Raw genomic sequence first — 19,154 nt, 5'->3', positions numbered from 1 at the left:
TGATCACTTTAGAATCCGCTAAATTTGATGAATGCTCAAATTTTTTATTTGAGAAAAACGAAAATTTTACCTCAGAAATTTACGTTCTCGGGTATACAGTGAAATTTATAAAAAATGACTGATCAATTAAGACAAAAATTCGAAAATTTAGAGTTGAATGTAGGCTTAGGTAAAATTAGTGCTTTTATTTCAATCTCCTTGGGCTTGTTAGCTATTTTTGGGGCTTTGTGTTTTATGTTTCCGTCAGTACTGACTATGCCTGAACTACGTCCTGTTTATGCCAAACATTATGATGTTTTTTATTTCAGTTTGATGTTTGGTATTACGCTGAGTGCTGGTTTTGGGGTTTTTAGTGCGTTATTTCGACAAAATCGTTATGGTTTTTATGGCTTATGCTTTGCTGTAGTGGCAGCGGTTTTAGGCTGTGGGTTAATTAAAGCGCCAACGTTACCCAACCTACCTTTTTATGCAGGTATTGATTATTTCATTTTAACACTAGTGCTCTTGGCTCTTATCTTCATTCCACTTGAGGGATTCTTTGCTAAAAATCCTCATCAAAAAATCTTAAGGGTAGGTTGGGTGACGGATATGAAATATTTCATGTTGAGTCATATCGGAATTCAATTGTTCACCTTTTTGACAGTAATGCCGATTCAATACTGGATTACCCACTTACCCAATAATCCAATCGTACCTTTTGTTCAAGCTCAGCCAATTTGGTTGCAGTTTATTGAGTTATTGATTGTGGTTGATTTCGTCGTGTACTGGTTGCACCGAGCTATGCATGAAATAGATCTATTATGGCGTTTCCATGCGATACATCATTCCACCGAGTATATGGATTGGTTAGCATCTTCACGACTACATATCGTAGAAGTACTAATGACGCGGTTTATTGCCACCTTACCTATTTTCCTACTGGGCTTTCATACATCGGCTGTGTTTGCTTATCTTGTTTTTATTTCGTTTCATGCCATTTTTATTCATTCAAATGTACGTTTTCGTTTTCCATATTTGCGTTGGTTAATTGCAACTCCTGAGTTTCATCATTGGCACCATTCTTCAGAGAAGCCTGCGATTGATAAAAACTATGCTGCTTTTATTCCAATCTATGATGTGATCTTTAAAAGTGTATATATGCCAAATCATCTTGCGAGTGTTTACGGCACAGTTGGATATAAGATACCGAATAGTTTTGTTAAACAATTCACATGGCCATTTAAAAAGTATATAAAGCGTTTGCGTCAACATTTTGATCATTCATCTAAATCATAAGCATAAAGACACAACTGCATTAATATTCTGAACAGATTGATGCAGTTTCTTTGCATAGCATCGCTTTAAGGCGTAAAATAGCCGATTATTTTTATTGTTAGGAAAGCTGTTCAGTGCAGAGTCATTTAAATGTAGATCAATGGGTTATGGCACGTGACCGCCACCGTTTAAATCGACTGCGCAAAGATAAAAAAACAGAAACAGCGGAAATAGAAAAACTTTTTCAACAGTCAAATGACAAAGTCAAACAACGCTTAGCGCGCATTCCCCAAATTAAGCTCAATCAAGATTTACCTGTTACTCAGTATGCAGATCGTTTGATTGACGCAATACAAAAGCATCAAGTGATTATTGTGGCGGGTGAAACGGGTTCGGGTAAAACTACGCAGTTACCACAAATTGCTATGCTTGCTGGTCGTGGTCTCACTGGGATGATTGGGCATACTCAGCCGAGACGTTTAGCTGCTCGCAGTGTCTCACAACGTATTGCAGAAGAAGTTGGGCAGAAACTAGGTGAGGCGATTGGCTTTAAAATCCGTTTTAATGAGCAGGGATCGCAGGACTCTATCGTGCGTTTGATGACGGATGGTATTTTGCTGGCTGAGTTGACTAACGACCGCTTCCTTTCAAAATACGATACCATCATTATTGATGAAGCCCATGAACGTTCACTGAATATCGATTTCATCATGGGTTATCTCAAACAGTTATTACCAAAGCGTCCTGATTTAAAAGTAATCGTGACGTCAGCGACTTTAGATGTAAATCGTTTTAGCCAATACTTTAATGATGCACCGATTTTTGAAGTAGAAGGGCGCAGCTTCCCTGTTGAAGTACGTTATCGTCCAATTTCGGAACTCAGTATTATTGGTAGCGATGATGATGAGTTTGATGATTTTGAAGAGAACTTACCACGTGCTGTTGTACAAGCGGTCGAAGAGTGTTTTGCTGATGCTGAGAGTAAAGGGCATCCAGAACATGCTGATATATTGATTTTTGCCAGCACTGAGCAAGAAATCCGAGAATTACAAGAAACCTTACAGAAGTATGGTCCTCGGCATACTGAAGTGTTGCCTTTATATGCACGTTTGGCACTCGCCGAGCAGCAAAAGATTTTCAGTCCAAGCGGTAAAGGTCGCCGTATCATTATTGCAACCAACGTTGCTGAAACAGCATTAACCGTTCCTAATATTCGTTATGTGATCGATAGCGGTTTTGCCCGTATTTCACGTTATAACTACCGTTCACGTGTGCAGCGCTTACCGATTGAAGCGATTTCACAGGCAGCAGCCAATCAGCGTAAAGGTCGTTGTGGTCGTATTGCTGCGGGTGTTTGTATTCGTTTATACAGTGAAGAAGATTTTCTAAGTCGTCCTGAGTTTACCGAACCTGAAATTAAACGAACTAACTTAGCTTCTGTTATTTTGCAGATGCAAAGTCTTGGTTTAGGTAGTTTAGAAGATTTTGACTTTATTGAGCCGCCTGATTTCCGTTTGGTTAATGATGGGCGCAAGCTTTTGATTGAGTTGGGTGCATTAAGCGAACGTAAAAATGATTTAACTAAAGTCGGTCAAATGATGGCACGCATGCCGATTGATCCACGATTAGCACGTATGCTTATTGGTGGCGCTCATTTTGGTGTTCTGAAAGAAACATTGATTATTGTCAGTGCTTTAGCGATTCAAGATCCACGAGAACGACCTGCCGATAAACAAATGCAAGCCGATCAGAAGCATGCCTTATTCAAAGAAGCGGATTCAGATTTTTTATTCTATTTAAAACTTTGGAATACGCTCCAAACTAGTCCTGATACGCAGTCTGAAAACAAGCGCCGTCAATTTGCGCGTCAACATTTTTTAAGTTGGTTACGTTTACGGGAATGGAAGCAAACTCATCAACAATTAGTTGAATTGGCTGAAGGATTAAAGTTGAGCTTTAATGAAAAGGCAGCCAATTATGAAAATTTACATCGTGCTTTGTTAACGGGTTTACTTTCATTTATCGCCAATAAAACCGATGAACGTAATACTTTTATGGCGGTACGTCAGCAGAAAGCCAAAGTATTTCCTGCCAGTACGCTGCATAAGACCAATACTGCTTGGGTGATGGCATTTGAGATGGTGGAAACTTCTCAAGTGTATTTACGCACTTTGGCAAAAATTGATCCTGAATGGATTTTATTAGCTGCACGTGACCTATTGAAATATCACTATTTCGAACCACATTGGTCGAAAAAAGCAGGCATTGTGAATGCCTATGCGCAAATTTCATTGTTTGGTTTAATTATTGAACCAAAACGTATGGTGAATTTTGAGAAAGTTGATCAAGCCGCGGCACATGAAATCTTTTTACGGGATGCCTTAACGACTGGTAATTTGGGTATTACTCCACCGTTTTTAAAGCACAATTTATTGAAGCTTGAAGAAGTTGAGCGTGTTGAAGATAAATTGCGTCGTCGTGATTTAGTGGTCGATGAAGAAACTATTTATCAATTTTATGCTGAAAAAGTGCCAGAGGAAATTGCCAGCCGCAGTAGTTTTGAAGATTGGCGTGCAACAGTAGAGCCAGATCATCCGCGTTATCTTTTTGTAGAAGACGATGCTTTATGGATGAATGATCGGCCAACCACACAGCAATTCCCAGATTATTTACATAATGGACAATTGCGTTTGGCTGCGAGTTATCGTTTTGATCCAAGTCATGATGAAGATGGTGCAACGGTTAAAATTCCTGTGCAGGCTTTGCCACAAGTAGATGAAAAGCAATGGTCATGGGGGATTCCTGGATGGCGTCAGGATTTAATTGAGGCTTTGCTCAAGGCGTTGCCTAAAGACAAACGTCGTAATTTAGTCCCGATTCCAGATACTGCGAAAAAACTGATGCAAGGTGTTGATGCAGTACATTTACGTGAGCACTTATTTAGTTATTTAGCTTTTGCTCTGCGTGGTGAGCAAATTACAGAAAAAGATTTTTCTTTTGAACGAATTGATCAATATCTTGTACCTTTTATTAAAGTTGTGGATGAAAAAGGCAAACTCATTGCGCAAGGACGTGATTTAGATGAACTCAAAGCGCGTTGTCGTGTCGAAACTCATCGTCCTGTGAAGCAGCAAAAGGGTGAGTTCCAGACTTTTCCTGAAAATTTTGTATTTGAAGCGTCTCAAAAAGTCACGGGTGTGGTCGTAAAGCAATATCAGGCTTTGGTTCCAAGTAAAGTTTTTGCTGAACTTGATGTTAAAGATGAGTCGGGTGTGGTGATTCAAACCTTTAATGATCAAGATGAAGCAATTAAACAACATCGTGAAGGTGTGATTCGTCTTTTACATATGCAATTGGGGGATTTAATCCGTCAATTGAAAAAACAGATTTCCAAACCATTAGCTTTGGCATATTCGCCTTTAGGCGATCGGGCGAAGTTGGAACAAATGCTGGTTTATGCAACTTTACAAGTTTCAATAAAAACTTTGCCTAAAGATACAGCGGAATTTAATCAGCTAATGGCTGATGTAAAAAAGCAATTCTTGGCAGATGGTCAAAAAGTTTTAATTGATATTACTGAGATTTTTACTCAATGGCAGCAAATTCGTCGCGAGTTATTGGTTTTAGATCAGGATATCTTTGGTCGAAGTGTAGATGACATAGAAGACCAACTTGATTTAATGTCATTAGCGAACTTTGTCTACAGTAAACCTGTTGAGATTTGGCAGGAATACCCACGGTTTTTAAAAGCATTGCTATTGCGTTTGGATCGTTTGCCCAATAATCTACAACGTGACCTCGCAGCAATTGACGATGTCGATCCATGGATGGACAAAGTATTTAAATTTAAAAATGATCCTAAAATCAAAGAATTGTATTTGATGTTGGAAGAACTTAGAATTTCCTTGTTTTCTCAACCAATGAAAACAAAGATGCCAATTTCACCAACTAGATTGCAAAAACTATGGGATCGATTAGCAATCGGTTAAACTGAGCAATAATGAAAGTTAGAAGCATTCTTTACAGGAGTTTTACATGGGCATTCGTATAACAGGTACAGGGTTATTTCACCCAACCGAATCTATTTCTAATGAAGAGTTGGTTGAAAGTTTAAATGCTTATGTAGAACAATTTAATCAAGAAAATGCTGAGCAAATTGCTGCTGGCGAGATCGAAGCATTACGTGGTTCAAGCCCGGAATTTATTGAAAAAGCTTCTGGTATCCAACGTCGTTATGTGGTCGAAAAATCGGGTATTCTTGATCCAAAGCGCTTACGTCCACGTTTACAAGAGCGTAGTAATGATGAACTTTCACTTCAAGCGGAGTGGGGCGTAATTGCTGCAAAACAAGCGATGGAAAATGCAGGTGTTACCGCAGAAGACATCGATGTTGTCATCTTAGCTTGTTCAAATATGCAACGTGCCTACCCAGCGGTTGCAATTGAAATTCAGTCAGCTTTGGGTATCCAAGGTTATGCTTATGACATGAATGTGGCTTGTTCTGCTGCAACTTTTGGTTTGAAGCAAGCCTATGATGCAGTGAAATGTGGCGCACGCCGTGTATTATTACTCAATGTTGAAATTACCTCAGGTCATTTAGACTACCGTACTCGTGACGCACATTTCATTTTCGGTGATGTTGCAACGGCTTCAATTATCGAAGAAACTGAAACTAAATCAGGCTATGAAATCCTAGATATTCATTTGTTTACTCAGTTCTCAAATAATATTCGTAATAACTTTGGTTTCTTAAACCGTAGTGAAGATGCTGTGGTTGATGACAAATTGTTCCGCCAAGATGGTCGTAAAGTCTTTAAAGAAGTTTGCCCATTGGTTGCAAAAATCATTACTGCACAGTTAGAAAAACTTGAATTAACTCCTGAGCAAGTTAAGCGTTTCTGGTTGCATCAAGCCAATGCGAATATGAATGAACTCATTTTAAAACTCGTTGTGGGTAAAGAAGCTGATTTAGAACGCGCACCTATTATTTTAGATGAGTTTGCTAATACATCTTCAGCAGGCGTAATTATTGCGATGCATCGTACAGGTGAGCAAGTCAATAATGGCGAATATGCTGTGATTTCTTCTTTTGGGGCTGGTTATTCTGTAGGTTCAATTATTGTACAAAAGCATATTGCTTGATTATCTGAATTTAAAAAAAACCGCATCATTTGATGCGGTTTTTTATTATCTATTTGAATAAGATTGCTAAATCGATTACAGGCGGAGTGCTATTACTTCCTATAGTCGAGGCATTTAGATTAGGTGTTCCATCCACATTAATTGCTAAACGTGCTCTTGGAGTTGTAATTGTAGTATCACTATTTAGATCAATACGATATAACACTGAAGGTCCAGAAGTACCTGAGACTGCTGCTAAAGCTAAGCCATTATCACCACCCGCAATATCAAAACCATTATCCATGCCTAGGTTGATTCCTAAGTTGCCGATGAGATTTAAAGTGCCATTGTTTGGAGGATTTTGCTTAGTTAAGGTATTACCTGTTTGATTTAAATCAAATAGTTCAGTAGCAAGCGTTGAAACTGGTGTTGCAAAACTATTGGTATATGCTGCTGCAGTGACTTTAGCATCAGCAATTCCGCCAATATTTACATCCTTGAATGTTTCACCTGTATCTACGTTAATTCTTAGATTTTGTCCAGAATCACTGATCACTCTTAGTCTGTCTGCAGTAGGGTTAAAGTCAACGGCAAAACTTGTTCCATCTAATGTTGTGAAACTACTACCCATCGCAGGTTTAAGTGAAGTGATCAGGTTAGCCATTCCTGTATCTGTATTTATAGTATACAAGTTTGCTTTATTGGTAAGACCATAAAGTTTTCCAGAATTGGTCGTAGTGGTTCTGAGTCTGTAATCAATTCCAATAAATTTCTCATCAACGAGTAAACCTGTGATGGTTTTCTCCATAACCGCATTTGGATTATTTAAAGCAAAATTCAATAATTTATTATTGGCGGTCAATCCATAAGCTTGAGCGGTGGCATCACTTGCTCTTTTTAATGCGATACCGCGAATTCCCATGCTATTAAAGTTACTATTTAGGTCACCAGATGCAAAAATGGCATCATTGCTTGTTCCTACATTTGCTAGATTGAGTTGAAAGAATTTATAAGCACCAGTATTGAGTTTTAGTGCTGCGAAACCGACGTTAGTTACAGGATCTATGTCAAATCCACCACCGCCGTTAATGTTTATATCTGTTCCCAACGCAGCAGAAACTCCTAATGTTCCAGCATTCGCATTTTGGATATAAATTCGATCACTATTTTGATCAATGCTATAGAGTTTGGTAGATCCAGTTCCTGCAAATGCATTGCTATACGCGCCAGCGACAATGGTAGGGTTGCTTTCTGATAATTTGATAGAGCCATCTGTAATCGTGGCGCCAGTATCCACATTAATTCGAAGGTTTTGTCCCGTATTTGTAATAACCCTCAAACGATCTGCAACTGGATTGAAGTTCACAGTAATCAGATTTGCATCGCCTAAAATCTTAGTAAATGCTGCATTTCCATCAGTCGTATCAGTAGGGTCAGCCATTAATTTTTTTATAAAAGTGGCTGAACCAGTTGCAGGATTCAAAGTGTAGATATTACCTAATAATCCCACCGCATAAAGTTTCCCATCTTTCGGACGATAATCTATTCCAACGAGCTCATCATCTGTTTGTAGACCTGTAATTTTAAGATTCGACACGATTTTATTCGGCATCATTCGATCAATTGAACTGATCATACCGTTGCTTGTTAAGATTAAAGTGTCACCTGTATTAGTATTTGTCGTCTCAGTGTCATTGTTTGAATCATTATTACATCCTAACAATATAAGGCTAGTGACGATCGCTGTACTCAGTACTGATATCTTGTTATTCATTTTTTAATCCTAATTTAATTTTTTGTTTATGAGAAACTCTTAAACTATCCCTTATAAATTTAGATTTGAGTTTCCTGCAAGATGAATACATTTAAAGAAAAATTTTCATCTCGATATAACAGATGATTAATCTTAATTTCTGTATTAGCTTTATTAAGAATAAGAAGACTGATATTTAAAGTAAACTAATGTTTTTAAGTGTTTTTTTGGTAATTCAGTTTTGAGTTGTAATTATTCACGTCAATTTCACGGTTAATAAGAAAGTGTGGCTTATTAAACATTTTATGAGCTTTAACTAGTAAACCATAAAATTATAGCGCAATAAAAATCGAGAGAATTATAAAAACTCTCCCGATATATTGAGGCTTATGCTTCTACAGTTTGTACTGTGATTTTCTTTGCAGGATCGACTTTACGTCGTACTGCTGGGACAGGTTCGCCGTGATATTGACGATCTGCGAAATAGCTAGAACGAACCATTGGCGCTGACCAAATATTTCTAAAACCTAATTTTCGACCATGTTCAGCGTAACGCTCGAATTCCTCTGGCGTTACAAAGCGATCAATCGGTGCATGCTGCTTTGATGGCTGTAGATATTGACCAATGGTCACGTAATCTACGTCGTGTGCACGAAGGTCATCTAGTAAAGCAATCACTTCTTCTTCTGTCTCTCCAATCCCAACCATCAAACCACATTTGGTTGGCACATCAGGACAGTATTCTTTAAACATTTTTAAAAGATTTAAAGAATGTTGATAGTCAGAACCTGGACGCATTGCTTTGTATAAGCGAGGAACAGTCTCGATATTATGATTGAAAACATCGGGTGGACATTCTGTCATGATGCGTAAAGCAATATCCATACGACCACGGAAATCAGGAACTAAAATTTCTAATAAAGTTTTTGGACTGAGTGCGCGAGCTTCTTTAATACAATCCACAAAGTGTTGAGCACCGCCATCTAAAAGATCATCACGATCTACAGAGGTGATAACTGCATATTTCAAACCCAAGTTTGAAATAGTTTCCGCCATATGACGAGGTTCATCAGGATCAAGTGCATTTGGTCGACCATGAGCAACGTCACAGAAAGGACAGCGACGAGTACAAATATCGCCCATAATCATAAAAGTCGCAGTACCACCACCAAAACACTCTGGAAGGTTAGGGCAGGCAGCTTCTTCACAAACAGTATGGAGTTTTTGCGAACGTAGAGTTGTTTTTATACGCTGAACCTCTTCAGGTGCAGTCATTTTGACGCGAATCCAGTCTGGTTTACGAGGTACTTCAACCGTAGGTATAACTTTTACAGGAATTCTAGCGACTTTTTCAGCGCCACGAAGTTTTATGCCCTGTTCAGGTTTACGGTGTTCAGACATCTTATTTTCTACAACCTATTGCTTGAGATATTCGATTATTATAGTCAAATTTATAGGTTTATAGGATGAAATAGGTATTCATTTTGAAAATGTGAATATATAAAAATATATGGTTGAGAAATACATCAACCCATAGCATATTAGTTATCATATATATAGAAGTAAACAGCTAAGAGATAAAGGAGCTTTGAATGCCACGTAAGAAAGAGGTCGTTGGTGGGAATGTTGTAAAATTTGATGCAGTCATTCTCGGTTCTGGCCCAGCTGGTGAAGGCGCGGCAATGAAGCTAGCTAAAGCAGGTAGAAAAGTAGCAATCGTCGATGTACGTGATCAACTCGGTGGTAACTGTGCACATGTAGGTACAATTCCAAGTAAAGCCTTACGTCAAACAGTTTCTAGTATCATCCGTTATCAGCGTGATCCAATGTTTCAAAAAGTAGGTGAATGGAAACAATTCACCATGAAACAAGTGTTACGCAACGCGCATAAAGTGATTCAACAGCAAGTTGATACTCATACACGTTTTTATGATCGCAATAAGATTGATGTTTTTCATGGACGTGCATATATCCAAGATAAAAATACCGTACTCATTTTTGGTCAAGATGGCATAAAAGATACCATCATCTGTAAACAAATTGTGATTGCAACGGGTAGCCGTCCTTATCAGCCACAAGGTTTGGACTTTAACCATCCTCGTGTTTTTGATTCTGACAAAATTCTTGATTTGGATTATTCAATTCAAAAAATCATTATTTACGGTGCTGGTGTGATCGGTTGCGAATACGCATCGATTTTTATTGGTCTAGATCATAAAGTTGATTTGATCAACACTCAGCAAAAGCTTTTAAGCTACCTTGATGATGAAATCGCTGATGCATTGTCATATCACTTGCGTGAGCAAGGAGTATTGATTCGTCACAATGAACAAATCGATCGCTTAGAAACTTTCGATGATCATGTGGTTTTACATTTGCTGAGCGGTAAGAAGATTAAAGCTGATGCCATTTTATGGTGCAACGGTCGTTCTGGTAATACAGATGGTCTTGGTTTGGAAAATGTCGGTTTAACACCGAATAACCGTGGCCAGTTGATGGTCAATGATCAATACCAAACTGAAGTTGATAACATCTATGCTGCAGGGGATGTTATTGGTTGGCCATCACTTGCATCGGCTGCTTATGACCAAGGTCGTTGTGCAGGTGCAAATATGGTTGGTGAAAAAAATGTTAAGCCAATTAAAGATGTACCAACAGGTATTTATACAATCCCAGAAATTTCTTCAATTGGTAAGAACGAGCAGCAATTAACTGAAGAAAAAGTACCTTATGAAGTAGGTCAGGCTTCATTCCGTCATCTAGCTCGTGCCCAAATTACGGGTGATACTGTCGGTGAATTAAAAATCTTGTTCCATCGCGATACTTTAGAAGTACTGGGTATTCACTGCTTTGGTAATAATGCGGCAGAGATTATTCACATTGGGCAAGTGGTGATGCATAGTCCAAACAATACATTGAAGTACTTCGTTGAAACGACATTCAACTATCCAACGATGGCAGAAGCATATCGTGTAGCAGCTTTGAATGGTATGAATCGTTTGTTTTAAATGGCGATTGATTTAGTTCGACAAGAACTGAAATGCCAATCAACTTGATTGGCATTTTGTTATCTGGATTTAGTCAGGAAATTTGCGATGAAAACTAAAATAAATAATCTGATTCTTGTAGTAATCATTTTGTTGCTTGCAGCCTATTTGGGTTTTGATTTTAAAGAAAAGCAAAATACTAGAATTACTAGCAGTAACACACAAACTTCAGTTTCGAATACTAATATTTCTGTCGATGATCAAGACAAGATCATGCAGGCTTATCAACAGCAAAGAAGCAATATTCAAGTTCAAGCACAGGGTATTGTGAAAGCAGTTTTGCCAGATGACAATCAAGGTTCAAAACATCAGAAAATGATTCTTAAACTTGAGAATGGTTTAACGGTTTTGATTGCACATAATATTGATTTAGCCCCAAGAATAGACGGGCTTAAAAAAGGTGATCAGCTTGAGTTTTTTGGTGAATATGAATATAGCCCAAAAGGCGGTGTGATTCATTGGACCCATCATGATCCACAAAGAAAACATATTGACGGATGGTTAAAATATAAAGGGAAAATATATCAATGATATTTTCCCTTTATCACTCATTCTATTTTTATGTTCTCAATCAGCTTGTAAGCGCTAATTTCTGACGAGATTTCCATTTAGGTAGGACTTTAGCTAAATAAGCGTCCATGCACCATACAGGGCCAATGAGGAGGAATTGTAAGTCTTTAAAGAAAGAAGGCTTTTTCCCTTCAACTTTGTGACCATAAAATTGGCCAATCCAAGCAATCACAAAGACACCAATATAGAATCCTACGCCTACGGGTAAAATAATAATGAGCCATGCCATAACGGCTAACAGTGCAGCCATTGCAACAGCGAGAACAATATCCAAACGAGCATAAAATACTAAAGTGAGTACAAGAAGCAAAGCGGTGAGTAGGGTGCTAAAATGAGCCAAAATACCAATAATTGAAAAAAGAATAGCTGGGACACAAACCCAATGAATTTTTTTATTCGTTTGATTTTGATGACTGTCACTATATTCATCAAACCACGTATCAATTGACTTCATGTTAATTCCTTTACTGTATTCATTTTTATTTGCTCAATATACCGAATTAAATAAAAAGGGTCAAAATCATTCGCGGATATGATGTTGCTCTAAAGAATAACTGTAATTTCTAAATTCTTTTGTCTCATAATAAAAAAAGCCACACTAGGTGGCTTTTTTTGGAGAGTGTAAAACTAAGTTATTAAGAACTAGGTCCATCAACTCGTTCGATGCTCACATTACCAGTACCAGAACCAGACATACCAAGTTGCTTTGCAGCACCATAAGATAAATCTAGCACTCGGTTACCATGGAATGGACCACGATCATTTACTTTTACTACAACACTCTTGCCATTGTCTTTATTTGTTACACGGATATAACAGTTTAAAGGAAGGCTACGGTGAGCTGCAGTTAATCCATTCATATCGAATGTTTCACCGCTTGCTGTTTTACGACCATGAAATTGACGTCCATACCAAGACGCAACGCCACTTTGGCTGAATTTACGAACTGTGTTCGAAGCAACAGTATTCAGTTTTTCAATCACTGAAGGCTCGTCTTCAGGAATATCGATTTTTGCAGCAATCGTCTGGCGACGGATTTGGTCACCTGAACTCTCAGTGATTGAAAGACTATTAACGTTTGAAAAACGCGAATTAAAATTTTGAGAATCTTTGCTTAGTACGCGGGCAGCTAAATTAGAACCATCCACATCATTATTCATTGATGTCGATTGTACCATTTCCGCATGTAACGGGCTTAAACTTAAGCCTGCCGTCAGCGCTAGAATATATTTTAGCGAAAACTGCATTGTATAAACTCCTAGAGAACATGCTTTTCTATTTCAAAAAACAACTTTGAAATATAGTGCACATGTCTAATTATTCACTTTTGCAATTACTTTACTTGAGTGGATAATATTCATCGCTTACGAAGTGTGTCTAGTCTTTAACGATAAATAGTTACAAAAAGGGCAAAAACTTACAGTTTGCGGTTAAAAAATAATCAATATTGTAACAAAATATATTTTTTGCTGAATATGTGACCTTTTTGCTTTATTTTTTTATTGACTTTTCAGAATGTTATAAAAAAGCTAGTCTATCGACTAGCTACTTCGGTGCCCAATAACCATACTGCTGTTGCATACATACGACTTTTATTATAGGTCGTAATTACTTGGAAATTTGGATAAGTAATATAGTAAATTGGACCAAATTGGTCTTGTAATTGAATGACATTCACTAAGTCTAAATCATCAATTTTTACCAAAGGGTCAACAGGGGAAACCCCTAATCTTTTCAACTCTCCATAAGGAATAGGTTGGGTTAAATCCTTGGAAATAATACTATCTGGGTTGTTGCCTAAGTAACGGGCTGGAAACCCAATTGGCCGATCGCGCTGCCAACCATGTTGAGCTAAATAGTTAGCAATAGAGCCAATAGCATCTGTTGCAGAATTTCTTAAATCAATGTGACCATTTCCATCATAATCTACGCCTAGCTTTTGAATATTGCTTGGCATGAATTGCGGATAACCAATAGCACCTGCATATGAGCCAACAATACTATTTGTTGGATAACCTTCTTTATAAGTCCAAGCGATCAAGGCTGCTAGTTCATCGCTAAAATAGTCTGCTCGACGAGGATAACCGAAAGCGAGTGTCGCAAGCGCATCTCTAGTGACGAAAGAGCCCTTATTTGCACCATAACCTGTTTCTACACCTAAAATGCCCAGAATGACTGTTTTAGGTACACCAAACTGCTGTTCAGCACGATTCAACGCATCTTGATATTGATTTTTAAAGTTTGCCCCGCGTTGAATAGTGCCATCAACAAGAAACATTGAACGATATTCATACCAAGGTTTACTTTCGCCTGGGCGAGTCATGATATTGAGAATATTAGGTAAATCTTTAGCGCCACTCATGGCTGCATCAATTTGTTCACTTGTTAAATTATAAGTTGACATTGCTTTCTGCTTAAAAGCAAAGTAATTCGGATGTGTATAAAATTCATTTGCTTGAGCCCAATTACTGCTGACAAATAAACTGGCACTCAAACCAAGCAATTTAAAAATTTTATTTAAATTAGGAAGAAACATATGTTTATAAAATTCCTCATTATCGATGTGTATGAATAGACATAACCAGTCCAAAAGTAGACATCAGGGTAATAATTGCCGTTCCACCATAACTCATGAAGGGTAAAGGCACACCAACTACGGGTAAAATACCACTGACCATACCTGCATTTACAAATACATAAACAAAAAATGACAAACCAAATGCGCCCGCTACCAAGCGACCATAGTTATGGAAGCTCTGCAATCCAATTTGGAATGTTCTAAAGATAATTGCACAATAAAGAATAATAAGCAGTGTGACGCCAATTAAGCCAAACTCTTCAGAATAAGCGGCAATAATAAAGTCGGTATGACCTTCAGGCAAGAAATGTAGATGAGATTGGGTGCCTTCTAAGAATCCTTTACCTGAGAATCCTCCTGAGCCAATCGCAGTTTTAGACTGAATAATGTTCCAACCTGTGCCTAGAGCATCTGCTTCAGGATCTAATAATGTAAGAACACGCTGACGTTGATAATCATGCAGTAAAAATTCCCAAGCAATTGGAATAATAATTGCTGCTAGACCTGCGGCTGCAGCGATGAGTCGCCAAGATAAACCACTTAAAAACAGTACGAAAATACCACTGGCCAGAACCAGTAGTGATGTACCTAAGTCAGGCTGTTCTGCAATAAGTAGAAAAGGTACGACAATCAACATTAATGACAGTACAACTTGTGAAAGGCTCGGAGGTAATGCTTTTCGTGATAGAAACCAAGCAATCATCATTGGCATGCCAATCTTCATAAATTCACTGGGTTGCACACTGCCGAAGCCTGGGATATCAATCCAACGTTGTGCTCCCATACGGACTTCACCAAAAATGACGACTGCCACTAAGGAAAGTACACCAAAGACATAAAAATAAGGTGAAAATGCCTGATATACCTTTGGGGGGATTTGAGCCAAACTAAACATAACAACAAAGCCAATCCCAAAGCTCATTGCTTGCTTACTGACTAGTCCGACATCTTGGGCAGAAGCACTATATAAAACAGTGAGTCCAAGTAAGGCATTTAGAACCAAAAAAGAACAAAGCCAAGGATCGATATGCAATTGTTGCCAACGAGAGGGCTGTGCAGCTGTACTTAAGCCATCACGAGGTGCTTGACGTAAAAATTTGTATTGTGAGCTTGGAGACATGTGATTCTAAATCAGGTAAATCAAGGCTTCGCGAATGCTAACATAAACGTGATCAGGACCAAAGCAAGGCTTTGTGTATCGTGTAAAAAGCAAAATAATCTTACAATTTATACGGGATAGATTATCTTGCATTTGTTATTTACGCGCATAAAAAAAAGCGATGATTTTGCAATCATCGCTTTCTCGTTATCTCGAACTTATTTTTGTACCAATAACTGATCGAAGTGTTTAGTAAATACTTCGAGTTCAACTTGGCTTAAGCTCGGGATTAATTTTTTAATAACGATATGAACAGCTGTCTCTACGCCACTTGTTGCAACGCTTGCAACACCACGTTTTACCATTCCAAGACCTAGAGTCTTGTTATATTCAGTCATAAAGTGATGAATGAGCGCATCAGCAAAAGATTTAAATTGACGTGTTAAAGCATCACGTTGTTCTTTGCCATTTCCAGCAGCGACTTCAGCAAAACTCTTTTTCATTTCAGAAACAAGTGCATCAGGTAGTGCAGTACCAATACGTTGTTTACCTTCATTATCAGTAAACAAGCTTTTTTCCATAAATGCCAATGATTCTAAAACTTGTTCATTAGAAGCTTTGCCTAATAATTGCTTCATTAATGTAGAAACAATACTACGAATCTTTTGTGCGAGTTCTTCAGTTGTATCTCGTTTATCACTTGGTGGAAATTGTTGAACCAAATGAACCAACATGGTGTCAATTAACTCATCAGTAAGCTGTAGAGAAATTTTGTCACGTAAAGGGTACTGTGGCTCTTTACTATCACGGTTGGCTTGTGCAAGTTGAATGTCCTGGCTCAACGCTGCAGATGGAAGAATACCGAAATAACTGGTCATTGAAGAACGTCCTCTATATCAAATTTATTCGTTTTATTGTCGTGCCAAGCGAATTGGCTCTGGCATCCATGACAAATCTGATACTCGACATGGGTTAATATCCAAGCCCCCTCGACGAGTATAAGTTGCATAGACCATCAGTTTTTCTGGTTGAAGCAATTGCCAAATATCAGCAAATATTTGCTCGACACATTGCTCATGGAAACCATTGTGCTGACGGTACGAGATAATATAGGCTAATATGCTGCGATAACAAGGTTTTTTACCTTGAAAACGAATAAAAATCGTACCCCAATCTGGTTGTCCTGTGACTGGACAATTACTTCTTAAAAGATGAGAGTAAAGTTCAATTTCAACACTTTCTTCGGTCGTTGCAGGATCTAACTTTAATAGAGTTGAATCTGGATGTTCAGATAGACGCTCAGGGATGAGATCATCAATACAAATCCCTTGCGGTTTAGAAATTTCTAAATCATCAACTTGGAATAATTGTAGTTCAACTTTTCCACCCGCCGTATTGGATAAGTCACGTTCAACCGTTTCGACAAAAGCTTGTTGAGACTCAAACTGAGTAAAGTTCATGCTATTGAAATAAAGTTTAAGTGACTTTGATTCAATTAAGTTGGGTGAGTTGGCGGGTAAAGTTAAACGACCAATTGCCACTTGTGGTAGCCCAAGACTATTCAACCATGAAATTTCAAATACATGCCACCAATCTTTGCCCTGAGTAATCCCTTCAACATGCAAATACTGTTGACGAGACTCAGCACGGGAAATTGGAAATAAAACATTGGGCTGATATTGAGTAGGGTATTGGGTGTCTTTGCCCAATAAAGAATGTTCAACACTCATTCACGCATTCCTGAACCACGAGCTAATAAATGATAAGCAACTGCATAGAGCACAACACAGCATAGGGTAACGATACTCAACGAGAAAGTTACATTGACGTCACTGTGTCCTAAAATGCCAAAACGGAAAGCATTGACCATATATACAATTGGATTGACTAAAGATAAATTTTGCCAAAATGGGCTAAGCGCACTAATCGCATAAAAGACGCCACCTAAATAGGTAAGTGGAGTCAATACAAAAGTCGGGATAATAGAAATATCATCAAATGACTTCGCATAAACCGCATTGATGAAACCACCAAGCGAGAATAATAGTGAAGTAATAATGACAGTATATATAGTCACGAATAGATTATAAATTTCCAAGTGAGTAAAGAATAAACTCATGATGGTTACAATTAGACCAACCAAGACACCGCGACTAACGCCGCCAATCACATAGCCCCAAAGAATTAAATGTAATGGTACGGGGCTCATAATGAGTTCTTCAATACTTTTCTGGAATTTAGCACTAAAGAAGCTTGAAGAAACGTTGGCGTAGCTATTTGTAATCACCGCCATCATAATTAAGCCTGGCACAATAAATTGCATGTAGCTAAAGCCACCCATTTCACCAATACGAGAACCAACTAAGTTGCCAAAAATTACAAAATATAGGCTCATTGTGATTGCTGGTGGTAACAAAGTTTGTGGCCATATCCGCATGAAACGGCGAATTTCTTTAACAACCAAAGTCCAAAGTGCTGTTTTTAATTGATTAAAGTTCACTGATTCGCTCCAGCAAGATTCTTCTCGACCATTTTCACGAATAATTCTTCCAAACGATTGGATTTATTACGCATACTGCTGACTTGAATATTTTGTGATTGTAATAGTAAAAACAAGTCATTCATGCTATGGGCTTTATCCATGGTGACTTCTAATGTCATTGGATCAATTAAATTAAATTTGAAGCCGATGATATCCAGTTGCAAATTTTCAATGGGTTCAGCGAGGTCACAGATGAATGATTCTTCATTCAGTTGATTAAGAAAGCCTTTCATGGTGGTATCTTCTTTAATCACACCACGATCAATAATTGCGATGCGACGACAAAGCATCTCAGCTTCTTCTAAATAATGCGTCGTTAAAATAATTGATGTGCCTTTTTCATTCATCTCAGTGAGAAAATCCCACATTGAACGACGTAACTCAATATCTACACCAGCAGTTGGTTCATCTAAAATAAGAAGTTTAGGTTCATGCATCATGGCACGTGCAATCATTAAACGACGCTTCATACCACCTGAAAGCATACGTGATTGAATATTACGTTTTTCCCATAAACCGAGTTTTTCTAAATAATATTCAGCACGTTGTTCAGCAAGTTTTTTGGGAATTCCGTAATAACCTGCTTGTGTCACTAAAATATCGAAAGTTTTTTCGAATTGACCGAAGTTAAACTCTTGAGGAACAACACCAAGACATTGTTTCGCATGGGATGGATGAGTATCTAAGTTATGCCCAAAGATTTCCACTGTACCCGATGTTTTTTTGGTTAAAGAGCTAATGATACTAATCGTTGTGGATTTACCCGCACCATTAGGACCTAATAATGCATAAAATTCACCTTCAGGTACGGTCAAATCAATACCTTTTAACGCCTGAAAACCATTACGATAAGTTTTGGACAAATCGCTCAACACCAAAGCATCAGTCATGAACGTCTCACGTTGTTAAATAGAATGACTATTTTGAGTGATATGAAAAAATAAACCAAGTAGAAAAATAGGTTTCTGGCGTTTTAGAAATAGAACGATTAATTCGAAAATGTTGCAAAATGATTTATTTTTAAATTGTTAAATATGAAAATTTTTTATTTAATATCAGAATCTTAGTCTTTAATGATTGCATCAACTATAGGTAAGATTATCAAAATAATCGTAAGCAATAGAGCGTAGTTTTTAAGACTTTTGTTGTTAGATTAAGACTTAACGATAAATTGATTTTGAAAAAGAAGA

15 protein-coding genes are annotated in these 19,154 nt (G+C 37.8%); 5 read left to right on the top strand and 10 right to left on the bottom strand.

Annotated elements, in window-relative coordinates:
- The first annotated feature begins 114 nt into the window (after positions 1-114).
- The 3 genes from IEV17_RS01330 (at position 115) to IEV17_RS01320 (ending at position 6,396) form a co-directional block, all read left to right on the top strand.
- Complete coding sequence (locus IEV17_RS01330; protein WP_004662562.1) at positions 115-1,275, top strand: sterol desaturase family protein; 1,161 nt, start codon at positions 115-117, stop codon at positions 1,273-1,275.
- Positions 1,276-1,388: 113 nt separating this feature from the next.
- Positions 1,389-5,243 carry an ATP-dependent RNA helicase HrpA gene (gene hrpA / locus IEV17_RS01325; RefSeq protein WP_004662560.1) on the top strand — a complete coding sequence of 1,285 codons (3,855 nt, stop codon included), beginning with the start codon at positions 1,389-1,391 and terminating at the stop codon, positions 5,241-5,243.
- Between the two features lie 46 nt (positions 5,244-5,289).
- Positions 5,290-6,396 (top strand): beta-ketoacyl-ACP synthase III, encoded by a 1,107-nt coding sequence (locus IEV17_RS01320; RefSeq protein WP_004662558.1) that lies wholly within the window; start codon positions 5,290-5,292, stop codon positions 6,394-6,396.
- Positions 6,397-6,445: 49 nt separating this feature from the next.
- Here the strand turns inward: IEV17_RS01320 and IEV17_RS01315 are convergent, their stop codons facing one another.
- Together IEV17_RS01315 and lipA are read right to left on the bottom strand one after the other, a co-directional pair.
- A complete protein-coding gene (locus IEV17_RS01315) occupies positions 6,446-8,149 on the bottom strand; it encodes a DUF4394 domain-containing protein (protein WP_004662556.1) in 1,704 nt (567 codons plus the stop codon).
- 366 nt (positions 8,150-8,515) lie between these two features.
- A complete protein-coding gene (gene lipA, locus IEV17_RS01310; protein WP_004662555.1) occupies positions 8,516-9,529 on the bottom strand; it encodes a lipoyl synthase in 1,014 nt (337 codons plus the stop codon).
- A 191-nt stretch (positions 9,530-9,720) separates the two neighbouring features.
- On the opposite strand from lipA, the gene sthA reads away from it, so the two are divergent.
- A complete protein-coding gene (gene sthA, locus IEV17_RS01305) occupies positions 9,721-11,136 on the top strand; it encodes a Si-specific NAD(P)(+) transhydrogenase (protein ID WP_004662553.1) in 1,416 nt (471 codons plus the stop codon).
- An 87-nt stretch (positions 11,137-11,223) separates the two neighbouring features.
- Positions 11,224-11,706 (top strand): DUF3465 domain-containing protein, encoded by a 483-nt coding sequence (locus tag IEV17_RS01300; protein ID WP_004662551.1) that lies wholly within the window; start codon positions 11,224-11,226, stop codon positions 11,704-11,706.
- 40 nt (positions 11,707-11,746) lie between these two features.
- Here the strand turns inward: IEV17_RS01300 and IEV17_RS01295 are convergent, their stop codons facing one another.
- From IEV17_RS01295 to IEV17_RS01260, 8 genes are all read right to left on the bottom strand, one after another.
- On the bottom strand, positions 11,747-12,199 hold the full coding sequence (locus IEV17_RS01295; RefSeq protein ID WP_004662548.1) for an Mpo1 family 2-hydroxy fatty acid dioxygenase: 453 nt from the start codon (positions 12,197-12,199) through the stop codon (positions 11,747-11,749).
- Between the two features lie 181 nt (positions 12,200-12,380).
- Entirely contained in the window at positions 12,381-12,992 is a 612-nt protein-coding gene (locus tag IEV17_RS01290; protein WP_004662546.1) for a septal ring lytic transglycosylase RlpA family protein, read from the bottom strand.
- Positions 12,993-13,279: 287 nt separating this feature from the next.
- Complete coding sequence (gene mltB / locus IEV17_RS01285; protein WP_004662544.1) at positions 13,280-14,281, bottom strand: lytic murein transglycosylase B; 1,002 nt, start codon at positions 14,279-14,281, stop codon at positions 13,280-13,282.
- Between the two features lie 19 nt (positions 14,282-14,300).
- Positions 14,301-15,443, bottom strand: a complete 1,143-nt coding sequence (gene rodA / locus IEV17_RS01280; protein WP_004662543.1) for a rod shape-determining protein RodA — start codon at positions 15,441-15,443, stop codon at positions 14,301-14,303.
- Between the two features lie 197 nt (positions 15,444-15,640).
- Positions 15,641-16,300, bottom strand: coding sequence for a hypothetical protein (locus IEV17_RS01275; RefSeq protein ID WP_004662541.1), 660 nt, complete (start codon positions 16,298-16,300; stop codon positions 15,641-15,643).
- Between the two features lie 33 nt (positions 16,301-16,333).
- Complete coding sequence (queF, locus tag IEV17_RS01270; RefSeq protein WP_004662540.1) at positions 16,334-17,152, bottom strand: NADPH-dependent 7-cyano-7-deazaguanine reductase QueF; 819 nt, start codon at positions 17,150-17,152, stop codon at positions 16,334-16,336.
- A complete protein-coding gene (locus tag IEV17_RS01265) occupies positions 17,149-17,922 on the bottom strand; it encodes an ABC transporter permease (RefSeq protein ID WP_004662537.1) in 774 nt (257 codons plus the stop codon). Before IEV17_RS01265 ends, queF begins: the two co-directional genes overlap by 4 nt.
- On the bottom strand, positions 17,919-18,854 hold the full coding sequence (locus tag IEV17_RS01260) for an ABC transporter ATP-binding protein (RefSeq protein WP_004662535.1): 936 nt from the start codon (positions 18,852-18,854) through the stop codon (positions 17,919-17,921). The genes IEV17_RS01265 and IEV17_RS01260 overlap by 4 nt, the downstream gene beginning before the upstream one ends.
- Positions 18,855-19,154 lie beyond the last annotated feature (300 nt).

The organism is Acinetobacter modestus (assembly GCF_014636095.1).
Lineage (GTDB): Bacteria > Pseudomonadota > Gammaproteobacteria > Pseudomonadales > Moraxellaceae > Acinetobacter > Acinetobacter modestus.
Note: the sequence above shows the minus strand (reverse complement) of the source record. Positions and strands in the feature narration are given on the sequence as shown.